This is a genomic window from Pseudolabrys sp. Root1462, from assembly GCF_001426945.1.
Lineage (GTDB): Bacteria > Pseudomonadota > Alphaproteobacteria > Rhizobiales > Xanthobacteraceae > Pseudolabrys.
The window spans coordinates 1,409,601-1,424,271 of sequence record NZ_LMFS01000001.1 but is presented as its reverse complement, the minus strand read 5'-3'; the positions used below and the strand labels follow the sequence as shown (position 1 = coordinate 1,424,271).

Genomic DNA, 14,671 nt, shown 5'->3' with positions numbered 1-14,671 from the left:
ATGGCTATTGGCTCCTGAAGATCGTCCCCGCGCCATCATAGGTGGCGTTATATGGCAGTTGCATGAAGCCATGCATTTATGCCCAGCCTGGACATCGCCGTCAGAAAACTGTCATCCGCGCGTGCTCAAGGTAACGTCGGGCCTCACCAGGTGCACCGTGACGATCGCCAGAACCTGCCTGCACAGTCTGCTTGTCGCCATGGCGGTATTCGCCTGTGGCGGCGCTAGCGCGCAGAGCGACAGCGGGATGACGCGGCAGCAAGCCTACGCGCGGGCCGCCGCGCTCGAAGCGCTCGGCCGCAAAATCTTCAACGATGCTTCGCTATCGGCCTCCGGCACCATGGCCTGCGCCTCGTGCCACTACCCGAACAATGCCTTCGCCCCCAACAATGCGATGGCGATTCAGCCGGGTGGCAAGGATGGAAGACAGACCGGATTCCGTGCCGCGCCGTCGCTGAAATATCTTCAGGCGGCACCGCAGTTCACGGAGCACTATTACGAATCCGAGGATGAGGGCGACGCGAGCATCGACAACGGCCCGACCGGCGGACTGACCTGGGACGGCCGCGCCGACCGCGGCAACGATCAGGCGCGCATTCCGCTGCTGGCGCCATTCGAGATGGCCAATGCCGACGAAGCGGCCGTGGCCATGAAACTCGCAGCCGCGCCTTACGCCGACGACATCAAACGGCTGTTCGGCGCCGATGTCTTTGCCGAACCGCACAAAGCGTTCAACGCGGCGACCACAGCGCTGTCGGTCTATGAGCAAAGCCCGGCCGAGTTCTATCCTTACTCGAGCAAATATGACGCTTACCTCGCCGGCCGGGCGAAGCTCTCCGAACAGGAAATGCGCGGCCTCCAACTGTTCAACGACGAGGACAAGGGCAACTGCGGTAACTGTCACCGCAGCGAGCGAGCGAGCGACGGCAGCGCGCCGCAATTCTCCGACTTCGGCATGATCGCTATCGGGGTGCCGCGCAACCGCGCCATCGAAGCCAATGCCGATCCCAAGTTTTTCGATCTCGGCGTCTGCGGACCGCTGCGCACCGATCTGAAAGGCCACGATGAGTATTGTGGTCTGTTTCGGACACCGTCCCTGCGCAACGTGGCGCTGCGCAAGACCTTCTTCCATAACGGCGCGATGACCAGCCTGCGCGATGCGGTGGCATTCTACGCCACGCGCGACACCGACCCGGGGCGCTGGTACCCGCGCAATGCAGACGGTACCGCCGGCAAGTTCGATGACCTGCCGCAACGCTACCGGGCCAACATCAATAACGAGCCGCCTTTCGGCCGCATGCCCGGCGACAAACCCGCCCTCACCGACGGCGAAATCGACGATATCGTGGCGTTCCTCGGCACCCTGACCGACGGCTACAAGCCGGCTGCGCCCTGAAAATTCGTTACTCGCCGGACCAGGCCGGCCGCGGCTTTATGCTACCGGAGCCCGTCGCAGAAGCTGCGACATCCTAATTCCGGAGCCGCCCCTTCCCCGTCCAGCTTAGGACCTATATTAGGAACACGAACACCGACCCTGTCGATTTGGAGGTTCCCCATGACTTTGGCCATTGGCGATATCGCGCCTGATTTCAAAGCTGACACCACCGAAGGCAAAATCCGCTTTCACGAATGGCTGGGCGACTCCTGGGCCGTGCTGTTCTCGCATCCGAAGGACTTCACGCCGGTCTGCACCACCGAGCTCGGCACCATGGCGCGCCTGAAGCCGGAGTTCGACAAGCGCAACACCAAGATCATCGGCCTGTCGGTCGATCCGGTGTCCAACCACAAGACCTGGGCCGAGGACATCAAGGAGATCGTCGGCTTCGCGCCGAACTATCCGATGATCGGCGACACCGATCTCAAGATCGCCAAGCTCTACGGCATGCTGCCGGCGGCGACCGGCGGCACCTCGGAAGGCCGCACCCCGGCCGACAACCAGACCGTCCGCAATGTCTTCGTCGTCGGCCCGGACAAGAAGATCAAGCTGATCCTGGTCTATCCGATGACCACCGGCCGCAACTTCAACGAGATCCTGCGGGTCATCGACTCGCTGCAGCTCAACGCCAAGCATCGCGTGGCCACTCCGGCCGACTGGAAACAGGGCGACGACATCATCATCACCGGCGCGGTGAGCGACGAAGAAGCCAAGAAGATCTGGCCGGGCGGCTACAAGCAGCCGCGGCCCTATATCCGCATTGCGCCGCAGCCGAAATAGGTCGCGACAGATCGATTTGGGTTTGAGTATAGAAGGGCGCGGTCCATCGGATCGCGCCCTTCTCTCTTGCGTCCGGCGCGATGTGCCGGCACGCCCCGGTCCGGAGCCATCCGCAAATGTCCGATATCAACGAGCGCGCCCTCACCCAGCCGGCCTTCGCCAAATTCCTCGGCGTCAAGATCACCCATATTTCGGCCGAGAAGGTCACCGCCGAACTGCCGGTGCGCGAGGAGCTCAACAACCGCTTCGATATCATGCACGGCGGCGCCATCATGGCGCTTGCGGACAACCTCGGCGGCACCGCGACTTCGGCCAATCTCAAGCCGGGCCAGTCGACCACGACGATCGAGAGCAAGACCAACTTCTTCGCCGCCATCCCGCTCGGCGACACCGCTTATGCGGAATGCACGCCGCTGCATCGCGGCCGCAGCACCATGGTCTGGCAGACGAAGATCACCCGCGGTGACGGCCGGCTCTGCGCGCTGGTGACGCAGACCCAGATGGTGCTGGAGCGAAAGTAGCTAGTCCTTGAGTGTCGATGCCGCGACGTTGCTCGCCGCCGGTTTCGCTCGTCCGCCGCGATTGACGATCAGCACGCCGGCGGCGCAGATCAGCATGCCGACGATCGAGACCGCATCGAGCTTCTCGCCGAACAGCACGAAGGCCAACAGCGCGGTGGTGGCCGGCACCAGATAGAACAGGCTGGCAAAGCCGGTCGCCGGCGAGCGGCGGATCAGCCAGTACATCAGCGCGACGGTGGCGATCGACAGCACCAACACCAGCCAGGCGATGGCGAATACCAGTTCGCCGGTCCAGTGGATAACGCGGTCCTCGAACACAAAGCTGATTATCCAGAAGAACACCGCGACGCCGAGATATTGCACGACGTTGCCGGTGCGCCAGTCGATATTGCTGCTGTGCCGCTTCTGATAAAGCGTGCCGAGCGTGATGCCGATCAGCGAGATGACGCTCGCCGCCCAGCCGAACACGCTCGCTTCGGCCACCATCTGCCGGTCGTGCAGCACCAGCGCTACGCCGCCAAGGCCCAGCAAGAGGCCGAGCCACTGCATCGACGTCACCTTCTCGCCCATGAATCGGTTTGCGATGGTCGAGGTCAGGATCGGCTGCAGCCCGGGAATCAGCGCTGAAATGCCCGCGGGCACGCCCTGCGAGATCGCGATGAAGACGCCGCCAAGATAAATGCCATGAACGAGAATGCCGATGGCGAGGCTGTGGCCGCTTTCCACCGCATTCGGCCAGCGCGCGCCGCTCATCAGCGCGATCGGCAGCATGGCGAGAACCACGAAGCTCATGCGCACGGCGAGGAACGTCATCGGCTCGATGTAAGGCAAGCCGTATCGCGCGCCGATGAAGCCTGTGCTCCACAGCAATACGAACAGGATCGGCGCGACCGCGATCGCCAACTTCGTCAGGCGCATGTGTTTTTATTCGTGATGAGACCCGGGCGAGCGGCCGAAGCGACCGCAGGCGCTATAGCACCTTCGGCCACGCATGGCACCTGCGAGTTCCATCGGCAGTTGAAACTTTCGCGCCGGGTAAACGTTCTCATCGCAAGGCGACTTCCCCGCCGCAGGAAACCAAGGAGACAGCCATGAGCGATCCGCGCCTTGACGACCCGCGTCTTAACACGCGGCTCAATGACCCCGTGTTGCAACGCAACGAACGCGCCGCGTCCGGCACCACTTGGGCTTGGATCGGAGGCCTCGCGGCAGTAATTCTGATTGCGATCCTCGTCCTCGGCAATTGGCACACCGGAACCGACAGCGGCACCCCGGTGACCGCGAACACCCCGGCCGCAACGACTCCGGGCACGCCGCCCGCGTCGCTGAACCCGCCGAGCACCACCGGCTCAGGCACCACGTCGCCGGCCGTTCCGACTCGCCCGGCCCCGCCGGCAGCTCCGGCTCAGTAACGAGTCAACGTAACGACGAACCAAGGGCCCCGGTGGTAATCACCGGGGCCTCGTTTTGCGTGCGTTCGCTAGCCGAAAAACGACGACAGGCCGAAGCCGAGGCTGGCGCCGACGACGGCCTCGAGCGCTTCGAACTGCGTCCCGTTCAACGCTTGGCTGATATGCGGATAGACCCAGCGGCCGAGCGGCAGCATGATCGCCGCGACCAAGACGACACAAATCAGCTTGCTGATCATCGAGCGATCCATACCCCACCCCTCCGCGACGATGCTGCAGACTAGCACGGACCCCGCGTGCCGGCAGACTTGTTACCGTCAGGATCATTGCCGACAATAGCCGCCGGACCGACCAGCGGAGCTGCCACCCCATGCCGAAATCGCCGGACTACTTCAAGGGCAAGACCATCGTCATTACCGGCGCCGGCAGCGGCATCGGCCGCGCCACCGCGCTGATCTTCGCCCGCGAAGGCGCCAACGTGGTGTGCGCCGATATCGACGAGGCGGCGGTGGCGCAAACGGTCGAGATGATCGACGCCGCCTATAAGGGCAAATCGCTGGCGCTGGGCATCGACGTCACCGAGCGCGCCGCGGTCAACAACATGATCGAACTGGCGGTCGGCGATTTCGGCAGCGTGCAGTTCCTGTTCAATTCCGCCGGCTCGGCCATGCGCCGCGCCAAATTCCTCGACATCGACGACGACCTGTTCGACGCGACCTTCGACCTCAACGTCAAGGGCACGTTCTACGCCATGCAGGCCGTGCTGCCGCATATGCTCGCCAACCGCTTCGGCGTCATCGTCAATGTCGGCAGCATGGCGCATCGGCGCGGCGGCGGCGGCTCGAGCGTGCATTATGCCTCGGCCAAGGGCGCGGTCGTGACCATGACCATGGGCGTGGCCCGCGAATTCGCCACCCAGGGCATCCGCGCCTTGTCGATCTCGCCGGGCCCGCTCGACACCAATTTCCAGATCGCGTCCCAGACATCGCCGGAACTGAAGGCGCAGATGCTCGCCGACGTGCCGATGAAACGCTTCGGCCGGCCGGAGGAGATCGGCGAACTGGTGCTGTTCATGTGCTCGGACGCCTGCGAATACATGACGGCCGACACCGTCTATGTGAACGGCGGCGGCGGCTTCCGCTAGGCGCTCCCGTCATGGGCTGAAGATCAGCACCACGAATGTCGCGAACAGCACGAGGTGAACGCCGCCGAGCAGGATGTTGGTCGGCGCGCCGGAGAACGTCATCTGCGCGATCATCAAGGTGACGCCAAGCAGAATGGCATCGGCTGGCGCCAGGCCGAGTTGCAACGGCGTGCCGGTGATGAGGCTGATCAGCAACATGGCCGGGATGGTCAGCCCGATGGTGGACAGCGCCGAACCGAGCGACAGATTGACCGAGCGCTGCAGATGGTTCTGCGAGGCCGCCCTGAGCGAGGACAACCCTTCCGGCGACAGCACCAGGATGGCGATGACGATGCCGCCGAGCGGCGCCGGCGCGTGCAATTTTTCGAGACCGAAATCCACGATCAGCGCCAGCGGCTCCGCCAACAGCACCACCGGCAGCAGCGTCAGGACCAGCAGCAGTGCATGGGTCCAGGCCGGATAGACCGGCGCGCCGCCCTCGTGCCCGGCCTCCTCCACCGCATCGGCTTCCATGAAGAAGGTGCGGTGCCGCATGGTCTGGATCAGCAGGAAGCCGCCGTAGAGCAACGTCGTCAGGATCGCGAAGGCCACCGCCTGCATCGGCGTGACCGAACTGTCGGGCGTCGATTTCGTAAAGGTCGGAATGATGAGCGAGATCACCGACAGGCTGGTGATCACCGCTAGGAACGCCACCGCGCCCTGCAATGAGTATTGCTGCTGCTTGTGCCGCAGCGCGCCGACGATGACCGAGGCGCCGACCATGCCGTTGAGCACGATCATCGCCACCGCATAGACGGTGTCGCGCGGCAGGGTCGGATTGGGATCGCCGGTCAGCATCACGGTCGCCATGATCGTCACTTCGATCGCGACTACCGACATGGTGAGGATCAGCGTGCCGTACGGCTCGCCGCAATACTGCGCCAGCGCCTCGGCGTGGCGGACGACGCCGAAGGCGCACCAGACCATCACCGTGAACAGCCCGACGAACACCGCCGCGGTGAAAGCAAGGTTGGAGAAATCGTGCATCCAGCGCTGGCCGAGGCCGTAGACCACGGCGGTCGTGGCGAGGCCGCAGATCGTCGGCAATTCGCGCCGCAGGATGCTCACGAAGCCCAGCGGCGCTGCGGGGCTCATCACCGACCGCTCCTTGCGACCGGCCTTCGCGGTGGCTGTTTTGGATTTTGTGCTCATGTTCCGCCCCGACGATCCGCTCAGAATGTATAGCGCTTGCCGACGGCGGACGGCGCGAGCGTGGATTCGCCAAACGCATTGGCCAGCGCCGTCATGGCGCGCCAGCCGGTACAATGCCCGGCGGCGATGACCGACAGGTTAAACGGACGCAACGCCTTGACCGTGTCGTCGATGATGGCTTCGTTGCCACCGGACAAATGCAGTCCGCCCATCACGGCATAGAGCGGCGCATCGGGAAACCGCGCCCGCGCCGAGTGGCAAACATTGATAATGCCGGCATGCGAACAGGCCGACAGCACGACCAAGCCCTTGCCGGCGACGTTCACCGCCAGGAAACGCTCGTCCATGAGGAGTTCGTCCTTCTCCCAACCGCTCAAGTCTGCGGTGCGCCGCATCTGCCCCGGATAGCCGCGCTCGAAGGGCGTGACACGCGGGATTTCACCACTGACATAGAACAAGCCGTCCAGCGGCATCGTCTCGTCACGCGTCAGGACGAGATCGGCGCCGAAGGATGTGAGGTTCTCGGGCGACGGCACATCTTCCATCGGCCGGACGCTGCCATCCGGCTGAATGAAGCCGCGGGTGCGGAACATATCCGGGTGACCGTAGAACGGCACGCGCTTCCCCCCATTGCGGCCGCGAATCATCGTCAGCGCGAGAAGCATCGCACCGGCATGATCCCAATGGCCGTGCGAGAGCATGATCGCCTCGGCCGCGCCGAGATCCGCGCCAAGCCGGGTGACATTGCGCTCGAAAGCGTAGTCCTCCGGACCGGTGTCGAACAGCAGCGTGCGGCGTTCGCCGTCCTTCTCAACCGTGACAAGGCAGGACAGGCCATGCGCGGCGCAGCACAGGCATTTGGCGGATGTGAGAGGGATGCCGCGGCGCCGCAAACCCGCGGTTTCCGTTTCGACGAAGGACGGCGTTGAGGACAGCATGTCCGTCGCATTGTCCACGAGAACATGAATGGAGACGCGATCCACGCTTTGCAGGCTCATCGCCCTACCCCTCGTCATTCCGCGGCTTGTCGCTTCGCCACAGCCATAGCACAGATACCAAAATCATAAGGTCAACGGCCCATCCATCCGTCTAGCGGAAAAGTTGGATGCAACTGTTGGGCCAACGCCGCGGCGCAGCATGCAATTGCCTTTGCCGAAGCCGGATGAGGCGCTAGCCTTCCTGGCCACAACAAGGCCGGCCACCGTCCGGCCGTTTCAGGGAGGCTCTCATGCGCACGGCCTTGTCGCAGTTTCAATCGGTTTGCTCGTGCGGATCGCAACACGGTCGTGCTCTGTCGCGCCGCGCATTTCTCGCCGGCGGCGCTGCCGCCTTCGCCTGCACCGCCGCGCCACTCGCAGGCTTTCTGCCGAAGGCCTATGCGCAGGCCAAGGGCAGCATCATCGACGTGCACCACCACATCGCATCGCCGAGTTGGATCACCGCGCTCAAGAGCGCCAAGCTCGACTCGCCGCCGGTGACCAACTGGACGGTCGAGAAGACGCTCGAGGACATGGACAAAGGCGGTGTCGGCGTCGCCATCACCTCGCCGACCACGCCGCAGGCTTCGCCCTTCGATGCCCCGACCGCCACGCGCATCGCCCGCGAGTCCAACGAATTCGCCAAGAAGCTGGAAAGCAATCACCCCGGCCGTTTCGGCACCTGGGCGATGCTGCCGCTGCCGCATGTCGACGAAAGCCTCAAGGAGATCGAATACGCCTTCGACACGTTGAAGGTCGACGGTGTCGGCGTGATGACGAGCTACGGCGACAAGTGGCTCGGCTACAAAGAGTTCGAGCCGGTCTGGGCGGAGCTGAACCGCCGCAAGGCCACCGTCTACACCCACCCGACCGCGGCCAATTGCTGCGTCAACCTGGTGCGCGATATCGACCCTGCCCTGATCGAATTCGGCACAGACACGACGCGCTCGATCTTCACCGTGATCTTCTCCGGCTACGGCGAGAAATATCCCGACATCAACTGGATCTGGTCGCATGGTGGCGGTTCGATCACCGCGTTCTACGAACGCTTCACCGTGCAATCGATCGCCCGGCCGCCTTATGCGGGCAAGGTGACGCGCGCGCAGATCGAAAAGCAGATCAACCGCTTCTACTACGACACGGCGGCGATCCCGAACGACGTGACGCTGGCCGCGCTCGCCAAGATGGTGCCGGCCTCGCAGATCGTGTTCGGCACCGACTACCCCTATCGCCGCGCCGCCGAATACATCAAGCCGCTGGAAGACTTCTTCAAACCCGACCAGATCAAGATGATCGAGCGTGACAACGCGCTCCGGCTGGTGCCGCGGCTGAAGACGGCGTGAGCGATGCGATGACGCAATCAGGCGCGCGGGCAGCGGACCCGCGCGCCTATTTGATTCCGGCGGGACAGGCGCGCTCCGCCACGCGCGTGTCACAGACCCCGACTTTCCTGAGATACTGCGTCCAGGTCGCCGTCTGCTCCTTCGACGGCGTGAACTTGAACGCCTTCTGCACCACGTAGAAGCTGTCCTTGCCGGCGATCGCCTTCATGAAGGTGAACTCCGCCTTGCCGGTGTCCTTGTTGAGCGGACAGGATGCCAGCCACATCGTCACCGGATAGCCGCTTTCCACCGCGCTCATGATCGGCGCGCTTTCGGCGCCCGAACACGACTGGCTCCACAGCGCCGCGATGCGATCGCGAAACTGCTCGGGCGTCGACTTGAGGCCGTAGAAAACCTGCACCGTCAGCATCTCGGTCCAGCTGTTCACGGTCTCGGCCTTCGGCACCATCTCGGTGATCTGCGCCTTGCCCTGCCGTTTCTGGAAATCGACCTTGTAGCCATCCGGCAGCGACACCAGCAGGTTCTCGCCTTCGAAAGCGAAGGCGAGCGTCGGCGACGCGGCGACAAGCAGACATGCGGCGAACAGGCGAAGCATCGCAGCCTCCGAAGCGCCGGCTAGGCGGCGCCGAGCTTCTCCACCAGCACCTTGTCGAGCTCCGGCAGCATGACGATGCCTTCCTGGTCGGAGCCGGCCGAATGCACGACCAGCCAGGTGCACGGCTTGCCGCTTTCGTTCGACGGCGCGTGCGGCACATCGGCCGGGCAGAAGACATGATCGCCGGCCTGCACCATGACGCGGTGTTCGAGGCCGTCGCCGTAATAGACCGCGCACTCGCCCTCGAGCAGATAGGCGATGGTCTCGATCTTGTCGTGGTAATGCGCCTTGGCGCGCTTGCCGGGCGGCATCGGCATCACGTTCATGCAGATCTTTTCGGCGCCGACGGTTTCCTTCGAGGCGCCGGCGCCGTAAACGACGCCCTGCTTGCCGAGATAAGTCTGACCGGGTTTGACGACCGCGAAGCGGCTGGTGTTTGCGAGCGACATGAGCAACTCCTGTCGAATGAGCGACTCTCTTTGCCGTCAGGCTAGTGACGCGGCGAAGCTTTCGCCAATCACAATCGCTCGCTCCGGCCGCGGGCTCCGCGCGGCCCGTTCGGAACGGAATTTTGCGGAAGCATTCGGCGCGCACGCGCCAGCGCCCGTGTTGTTTGCGCGGCGCCGGGTGCGCCGGACTTCCCCTGTCGCCTGCCCCTCATCGTGACGATGAGGGAATGGAGCGCCGCGAGGCGCCCATAGAGGATCGCACCTTGTGGGTGCGAGGTTTCTCCTTGCGATCGGAGAAACCTGCGCCCCGCGGCGCTCCATGGCGGTGTCTTGCCGGCGACCGGGCCGCGCTTTCGGCGGCTGATCTGCCTTTCGGCAGGTAGCGCGCACCGTCAGCGAGCTCCTCGCGGGGGGTCCTTGTGCCCCCGGGCGGAACCCCGGCGCCGCCCGAGCGCCGGAGGTGTGTTTCCTCCAGCCCGCGGGCACCGCATTCCACCCCGCTTCCACGACGCCTCGTGACAGCGCCCCTCGACGGATGGAACGAATATAGGATTATATAGGTTGGGAATGAAGTCGACAGTGATGGAGGATTTTTTCCTCAATGCGTGTGTCGCGGCGACAGCACGTTTGCCTCCACACAAAAATACCACTTGACGGTCGAAACTCTAGAAACTATTATGGTATTTATAGTTTCCACGGATGAGAGCTCGCTTTGACTGGCGGGCCCAGACGCCCCGAACATTGCGACGCTCCGTCCGCGTCATGTCTTTCCTGCCATTTTCGTGGGGATTCGATGACTTCCGACTGTGAACTGCCGGTTCTGATCTCGGGCGCCGGTCCGACCGGCCTGACGCTCGCCGTCACGCTACGCCGCTACGGCGTTCCGGTGCGCCTGATCGACCAGGCGCCGGTACCGGCCACGGTGTCGAAGGCACTCGCGATGTGGAGCGGCAGCCTCGAGGCGCTGGCCGGGCTCGGCGTCATCGACCGCTTCGTCGCCGCAGGCGTCCGCCTCAATGCCTTGCGCATCGGCGACGGCAAGCGGCAACTGGCGACACTCAAAGTCGGCGACGGCATCGACAGTCCCTATCCCTACCCGTTGCTGCTGCCGCAAGGCGTCACCGAATCCATTCTCACCGCACGCGCCGCCGAACTCGGCCTGACGGTGGAGCGCGGCGTCGAGCTCGTCGGCTTCAAGCAGGACGAGACCGGCGTGACCGCCGAACTGCGCGCGCATGACGGTCGCGCCGAGACCGTGCGCGCCGTCTATCTAGTCGGTGCCGACGGCGCCCGCAGCTTCGTGCGCCGTTCGCTCGGCATCGAGTTCGAAGGCTACACCGAACCACAGACCTACCTGCTCGGCGACGTTCGGATCGACGGCGATCTCGATCATCAGAGCATCTATGTCTGGTGGCATGGCGGCGGCACCGTCGCGATGTTTCCGTTCGAGGAAGCGACTTGGCGCATCTTTGCAGTGCGCAAGGACGACAAGAACGATGCGCCCTGCACCGTCGAAGAATTGCAGGGCCACATCGACCTTCACGGACCGCCGGGCCTGCGGCTGCACAGCCCAAGCTGGCTCTCCACTTTCCGCATCAACGAGCGGCTGGCGTTGCGCTATCGCGACGGCCGCGTGTTTCTCGCCGGTGATGCCGCCCACATCCACAGCCCGGCCGGCGGCCAGGGCATGAACACCGGCATCCAGGACGCGGTCAATCTCGGCTGGAAGCTTGCCGCCGTGCTGCGCGGCAAAGGCGACAGCACGCTGCTGCTCGACAGCTACGAAGCCGAACGCAGGCCGATCGCACGCGCTGTCATCGCCGGCGCCGCGCAGAAGCTGCACGCCGCCTTCGCCAGCAGCGGCATTGCCCGCATGCTGCGGGACGTCGCGGTGAGTCTCGCCGGCAACATTCCCGCGGCGCAGCGCGCGCTGCAGATCGAACTGTCGGAAACCGAGATCGTCTATCAGGACGGTCCGCTCGTCTCTTTCGCCACGCAGCCGCGCCGCTGGCGGCGCACCGATGTCGGCAGCCGCGCCCGCGACGCCCGCTACATCGACGCCAACAACGCCGAGGCCAGCCTGTGGCGCACGCTGAGCGGTCCGCACCACACGCTGCTGGTCTTCGAGGAGCCCGACAAGACGCTGTCGCTCGGCGGCATCACCGACGCTTTCGCCGGCGATCTCACCGTGCTGCGCCTCGGCCCGGAAAGCGACTGGCATGGCGAGGTGCGCGACCGCTACCACATCAGTCCGCCCGGCTGGGTGCTCATTCGTCCCGATCAGGTTGTCGCCGCGCGCGGCGGGCCGGGCGATCTTGCGCAACTCGCCAATTACCTCGAACATGTGCTAGGGGCGCAGCCACGCGCCGCGGCCTCGCGCCCGCGGGAGACCGTCACTTCGTAACCCATTCCGAGAGCCGTGCCGGATCCGTCGCCCCTTCCCCCGATTGACCTCGACGACGGACCGGCGGGCCGCATCATCGCCACGACGCGCGAACTGCTGTTGCGTGACGGCTACAGCGGCCTGACGATGGACCAGCTCGCCTTCGCGCTCGGCATGAGCAAGAAGACGATCTATATCCACTTCCCATCGAAGGACGCGATCGTCAGCGCCATCATCGCCGCCACCGGCGCGACGATCCGGCGGCAGGTGCAGGCCGCGATGAGCAAGGGCGATGCGTTCCCGGTCAAGTTCGAGGCCGTGCTCGGCATCATCGGCGCTCAATTCGGACCGCTCGGGCCGAACTTTCTCGACGACCTGCATCGCCATGCGCCGGCGCTGGCGCGCGAGATCGACACGCTCAAGGAAAACAATATTCCGATCGTGTTCAACCTGCTGCTCCGCGAAGGCATCGCAGAGGGCATGGTGCGGCCGGACACCGACATCCCCTTCGTCACGGCGTACTGGATTCAGATCATCAAGGGCGTGCACGACCCCGCGGTGCTGGCGCAGACCGGGCTGACGCCGCGCGCCGCCTTCGACAAGAGCATCGAACTCTTCTTCCGCGGGCTGCTCACCGACAAGGGCCGCAAGGCGAGCCGGTGGGGGTGAAGGCGGCGGCGCGGTCCGCGCGCCTCAGCCCTGCTTCGTCATATGCCTCGGCGGCGCGATCACACCGGCAAATTATCGTGCTTCCTTCGCGGCATCTCGGCGTGCTTGTTCTTCAGCATCGCCAGCGCCCTCGCGATGCGCTTGCGCGTCGAGTGCGGCATGATGACGTCGTCGATATAACCGCGCTCGGCGGCGACGAAGGGTGACAGGAAGCGGTCTTCGTATTGCTTGGTCTGCGCCGCGATCTGCTCTGGCGTGCCGCCGCGGAAGATGATCTCGACCGCGCCCTTGGCGCCCATCACCGCAATCTGCGCCGTCGGCCAGGCGTAGTTGAGATCGCCGCCAACGTGCTTCGACGCCATCACGTCATAGGCGCCGCCGAAGGCCTTGCGCGTGATGACGGTGACGAGCGGCACGGTGCACTGGCTGTAAGCGAACAGCAGCTTGGCGCCGTGCTTGATCAGACCGCCATATTCCTGGTCGGTGCCGGGAAGAAAGCCCGGCACGTCAACGAAGGTGACGATTGGAATGTTGAAAGCGTCGCAGAAGCGCACGAAGCGCGCCGCCTTGCGGCTGGCGTCGCTGTCGAGCACGCCGGCCAGCACCATCGGCTGGTTGGCGACGAAGCCGACGGTCGAGCCGGCGACGCGGCCGAAGCCGATGACGATGTTCTTGGCGTAGGCCGCCGACAGTTCGAAGAAATCCCCCTCGTCCACCACCTTGGTGATGAGCTCCTTGATGTCATAGGGCTTGTTCGGATTGTCCGGCACCAAAGTGTCGAGCGACTCGTCGATCGCGTCGATGTCGGCAAAGCTCGGCCAGGTCGGCGGGCCGGCTTCGAAGTTCGACGGCAGGAAGTCCATCAGCCGGCGCATCTGCAGAAGACAATCGACGTCGTTCTCGAACGAGCCGTCGGCGACGCCGGACTTGGCGGTGTGCACCGAGGCGCCGCCGAGTTCTTCCGCCGTGACGACCTCGTTGGTCACGGTCTTCACCACGTCGGGGCCGGTGACGAACATGTAGGAGGTGTCGCGCACCATGAAGATGAAATCGGTCATGGCCGGCGAATAGACGTCGCCGCCGGCGCACGGCCCCATGATGACGCTGATCTGCGGAATGACGCCGGAGGCGATGACGTTGCGCTTGAACACTTCGCCGTAGCCGCCGAGCGCGGCGACGCCTTCCTGGATGCGGGCGCCGCCGGCGTCGAACACGCCGATGATCGGACAGCGCGCCTTCATCGCCATGTCCTGCACCTTCATGATCTTCTGCGCGTGCGCTTCCGACAGCGAGCCGCCAAACACGGTGAAGTCCTTGGAGAACAGGTAGACGGTGCGGCCGTTGATGGTGCCCCAGCCGGTGACGACGCCGTCGCCGGGGATCTTCTGCTTCTCCATGCCGAAGTCGGCGGAGCGGTGCTCGACGAACATGTCGATTTCCTCGAACGAGTCCTTGTCGAGCAGGAGTTCGATGCGCTCGCGGGCGGTCAGCTTGCCGCGCTTGTGCTGCGCCTCGATGCGCTTGTCGCCGCCGCCCAGGCGGGCCTCGGCGCGCCGCTCGTCGAGTTTGTCGAGGATGTCTTTCATGGGGTCGTCTCAGTCCCTGGCCGTGGTGTTCCGGGGAGAATGTCACAGGCTTGGTTGCGCTGCAAAAGGCCAGTGATTGTCGTCCCGGGCGACTGAAAGGAGACCCGGGACCCATATCCCCTGTCTGAGAGAATTATTCGAGGCAGCGATTATGGGTCCCCGCTTTCGCGGGGACGACGGTTGAACGGT

At 64.5% G+C, this 14,671-nt stretch carries 15 protein-coding genes; 8 read left to right on the top strand and 7 right to left on the bottom strand.

The features are described 5' to 3' along the window. Window positions 1-199: 199 nt before the first annotated feature. The 3 genes from ASD45_RS06885 (at window position 200) to ASD45_RS06875 (ending at window position 2,736) form a co-directional block, all read left to right on the top strand. A complete protein-coding gene (locus tag ASD45_RS06885; RefSeq protein ID WP_056910807.1) occupies window positions 200-1,396 on the top strand; it encodes a cytochrome c peroxidase in 1,197 nt (398 codons plus the stop codon). A 159-nt stretch (window positions 1,397-1,555) separates the two neighbouring features. Then, window positions 1,556-2,215, top strand: a complete 660-nt coding sequence (locus ASD45_RS06880; RefSeq protein WP_056910806.1) for a peroxiredoxin — start codon at window positions 1,556-1,558, stop codon at window positions 2,213-2,215. 116 nt (window positions 2,216-2,331) lie between these two features. Continuing rightward, a complete protein-coding gene (locus ASD45_RS06875; RefSeq protein WP_056910805.1) occupies window positions 2,332-2,736 on the top strand; it encodes a PaaI family thioesterase in 405 nt (134 codons plus the stop codon). Here ASD45_RS06875 and ASD45_RS06870 read toward each other — a convergent pair whose 3' ends face one another. Beyond that, a complete protein-coding gene (locus tag ASD45_RS06870) occupies window positions 2,737-3,654 on the bottom strand; it encodes a DMT family transporter (protein ID WP_056910804.1) in 918 nt (305 codons plus the stop codon). Between the two features lie 173 nt (window positions 3,655-3,827). On the opposite strand from ASD45_RS06870, the gene ASD45_RS06865 reads away from it, so the two are divergent. Further along, window positions 3,828-4,148 carry a hypothetical protein gene (locus ASD45_RS06865; RefSeq protein WP_056910803.1) on the top strand — a complete coding sequence of 107 codons (321 nt, stop codon included), beginning with the start codon at window positions 3,828-3,830 and terminating at the stop codon, window positions 4,146-4,148. Window positions 4,149-4,216: 68 nt separating this feature from the next. On the opposite strand, the gene ASD45_RS06860 is transcribed toward ASD45_RS06865, so the two are convergent. Then, a complete protein-coding gene (locus ASD45_RS06860; protein ID WP_056910802.1) occupies window positions 4,217-4,396 on the bottom strand; it encodes a hypothetical protein in 180 nt (59 codons plus the stop codon). 119 nt (window positions 4,397-4,515) lie between these two features. On the opposite strand from ASD45_RS06860, the gene ASD45_RS06855 reads away from it, so the two are divergent. After that, complete coding sequence (locus ASD45_RS06855; RefSeq protein WP_056910801.1) at window positions 4,516-5,289, top strand: SDR family oxidoreductase; 774 nt, start codon at window positions 4,516-4,518, stop codon at window positions 5,287-5,289. Between the two features lie 9 nt (window positions 5,290-5,298). On the opposite strand, the gene ASD45_RS06850 is transcribed toward ASD45_RS06855, so the two are convergent. Further along, window positions 5,299-6,480: a calcium:proton antiporter gene (locus ASD45_RS06850; RefSeq protein ID WP_244485226.1), complete on the bottom strand. Its 1,182-nt coding sequence runs from the start codon at window positions 6,478-6,480 to the stop codon at window positions 5,299-5,301. Between the two features lie 20 nt (window positions 6,481-6,500). Then, window positions 6,501-7,478 (bottom strand): MBL fold metallo-hydrolase, encoded by a 978-nt coding sequence (locus tag ASD45_RS06845; protein ID WP_056910800.1) that lies wholly within the window; start codon window positions 7,476-7,478, stop codon window positions 6,501-6,503. 230 nt (window positions 7,479-7,708) lie between these two features. On the opposite strand from ASD45_RS06845, the gene ASD45_RS06840 reads away from it, so the two are divergent. Beyond that, window positions 7,709-8,800 (top strand): amidohydrolase family protein, encoded by a 1,092-nt coding sequence (locus ASD45_RS06840; protein WP_056910799.1) that lies wholly within the window; start codon window positions 7,709-7,711, stop codon window positions 8,798-8,800. 46 nt (window positions 8,801-8,846) lie between these two features. On the opposite strand, the gene ASD45_RS06835 is transcribed toward ASD45_RS06840, so the two are convergent. After that, the gene (locus ASD45_RS06835) at window positions 8,847-9,395 is read right to left on the bottom strand and encodes a hypothetical protein (protein ID WP_056910798.1); all 549 of its coding nucleotides are present in this window, start codon (window positions 9,393-9,395) and stop codon (window positions 8,847-8,849) included. A gap of 20 nt (window positions 9,396-9,415) precedes the next feature. After that, a complete protein-coding gene (locus tag ASD45_RS06830; RefSeq protein WP_056910797.1) occupies window positions 9,416-9,844 on the bottom strand; it encodes a cupin domain-containing protein in 429 nt (142 codons plus the stop codon). Between the two features lie 793 nt (window positions 9,845-10,637). Here ASD45_RS06830 and ASD45_RS06825 point away from each other — a divergent pair. Together ASD45_RS06825 and ASD45_RS06820 are read left to right on the top strand one after the other, a co-directional pair. Beyond that, window positions 10,638-12,248 carry an FAD-dependent monooxygenase gene (locus ASD45_RS06825; RefSeq protein ID WP_056910796.1) on the top strand — a complete coding sequence of 537 codons (1,611 nt, stop codon included), beginning with the start codon at window positions 10,638-10,640 and terminating at the stop codon, window positions 12,246-12,248. A gap of 15 nt (window positions 12,249-12,263) precedes the next feature. Next, on the top strand, window positions 12,264-12,896 hold the full coding sequence (locus ASD45_RS06820; RefSeq protein ID WP_056910795.1) for a TetR/AcrR family transcriptional regulator: 633 nt from the start codon (window positions 12,264-12,266) through the stop codon (window positions 12,894-12,896). Window positions 12,897-12,955: 59 nt separating this feature from the next. On the opposite strand, the gene ASD45_RS06815 is transcribed toward ASD45_RS06820, so the two are convergent. Continuing rightward, window positions 12,956-14,482, bottom strand: coding sequence for an acyl-CoA carboxylase subunit beta (locus ASD45_RS06815; RefSeq protein ID WP_056910794.1), 1,527 nt, complete (start codon window positions 14,480-14,482; stop codon window positions 12,956-12,958). Window positions 14,483-14,671: the final 189 nt, after the last annotated feature.

Excerpts from the sequence above, each read along its gene's own strand:
- ASD45_RS06885 (WP_056910807.1), top strand. The coding sequence starts at position 200 with ATGGCGGTATTCGCCTGTGGCGGCGCTAGCGCGCAGAGCGACAGCGGG.
- ASD45_RS06880 (WP_056910806.1), top strand. The coding sequence starts at position 1,556 with ATGACTTTGGCCATTGGCGATATCGCGCCTGATTTCAAAGCTGACACC.
- ASD45_RS06875 (WP_056910805.1), top strand. The coding sequence starts at position 2,332 with ATGTCCGATATCAACGAGCGCGCCCTCACCCAGCCGGCCTTCGCCAAA.
- ASD45_RS06870 (WP_056910804.1), bottom strand. The coding sequence starts at position 3,654 with ATGCGCCTGACGAAGTTGGCGATCGCGGTCGCGCCGATCCTGTTCGTA.
- ASD45_RS06865 (WP_056910803.1), top strand. The coding sequence starts at position 3,828 with ATGAGCGATCCGCGCCTTGACGACCCGCGTCTTAACACGCGGCTCAAT.
- ASD45_RS06860 (WP_056910802.1), bottom strand. The coding sequence starts at position 4,396 with ATGGATCGCTCGATGATCAGCAAGCTGATTTGTGTCGTCTTGGTCGCG.
- ASD45_RS06855 (WP_056910801.1), top strand. The coding sequence starts at position 4,516 with ATGCCGAAATCGCCGGACTACTTCAAGGGCAAGACCATCGTCATTACC.
- ASD45_RS06850 (WP_244485226.1), bottom strand. The coding sequence starts at position 6,480 with ATGAGCACAAAATCCAAAACAGCCACCGCGAAGGCCGGTCGCAAGGAG.
- ASD45_RS06845 (WP_056910800.1), bottom strand. The coding sequence starts at position 7,478 with ATGAGCCTGCAAAGCGTGGATCGCGTCTCCATTCATGTTCTCGTGGAC.
- ASD45_RS06840 (WP_056910799.1), top strand. The coding sequence starts at position 7,709 with ATGCGCACGGCCTTGTCGCAGTTTCAATCGGTTTGCTCGTGCGGATCG.
- ASD45_RS06835 (WP_056910798.1), bottom strand. The coding sequence starts at position 9,395 with ATGCTTCGCCTGTTCGCCGCATGTCTGCTTGTCGCCGCGTCGCCGACG.
- ASD45_RS06830 (WP_056910797.1), bottom strand. The coding sequence starts at position 9,844 with ATGTCGCTCGCAAACACCAGCCGCTTCGCGGTCGTCAAACCCGGTCAG.
- ASD45_RS06825 (WP_056910796.1), top strand. The coding sequence starts at position 10,638 with ATGACTTCCGACTGTGAACTGCCGGTTCTGATCTCGGGCGCCGGTCCG.
- ASD45_RS06815 (WP_056910794.1), bottom strand. The coding sequence starts at position 14,482 with ATGAAAGACATCCTCGACAAACTCGACGAGCGGCGCGCCGAGGCCCGC.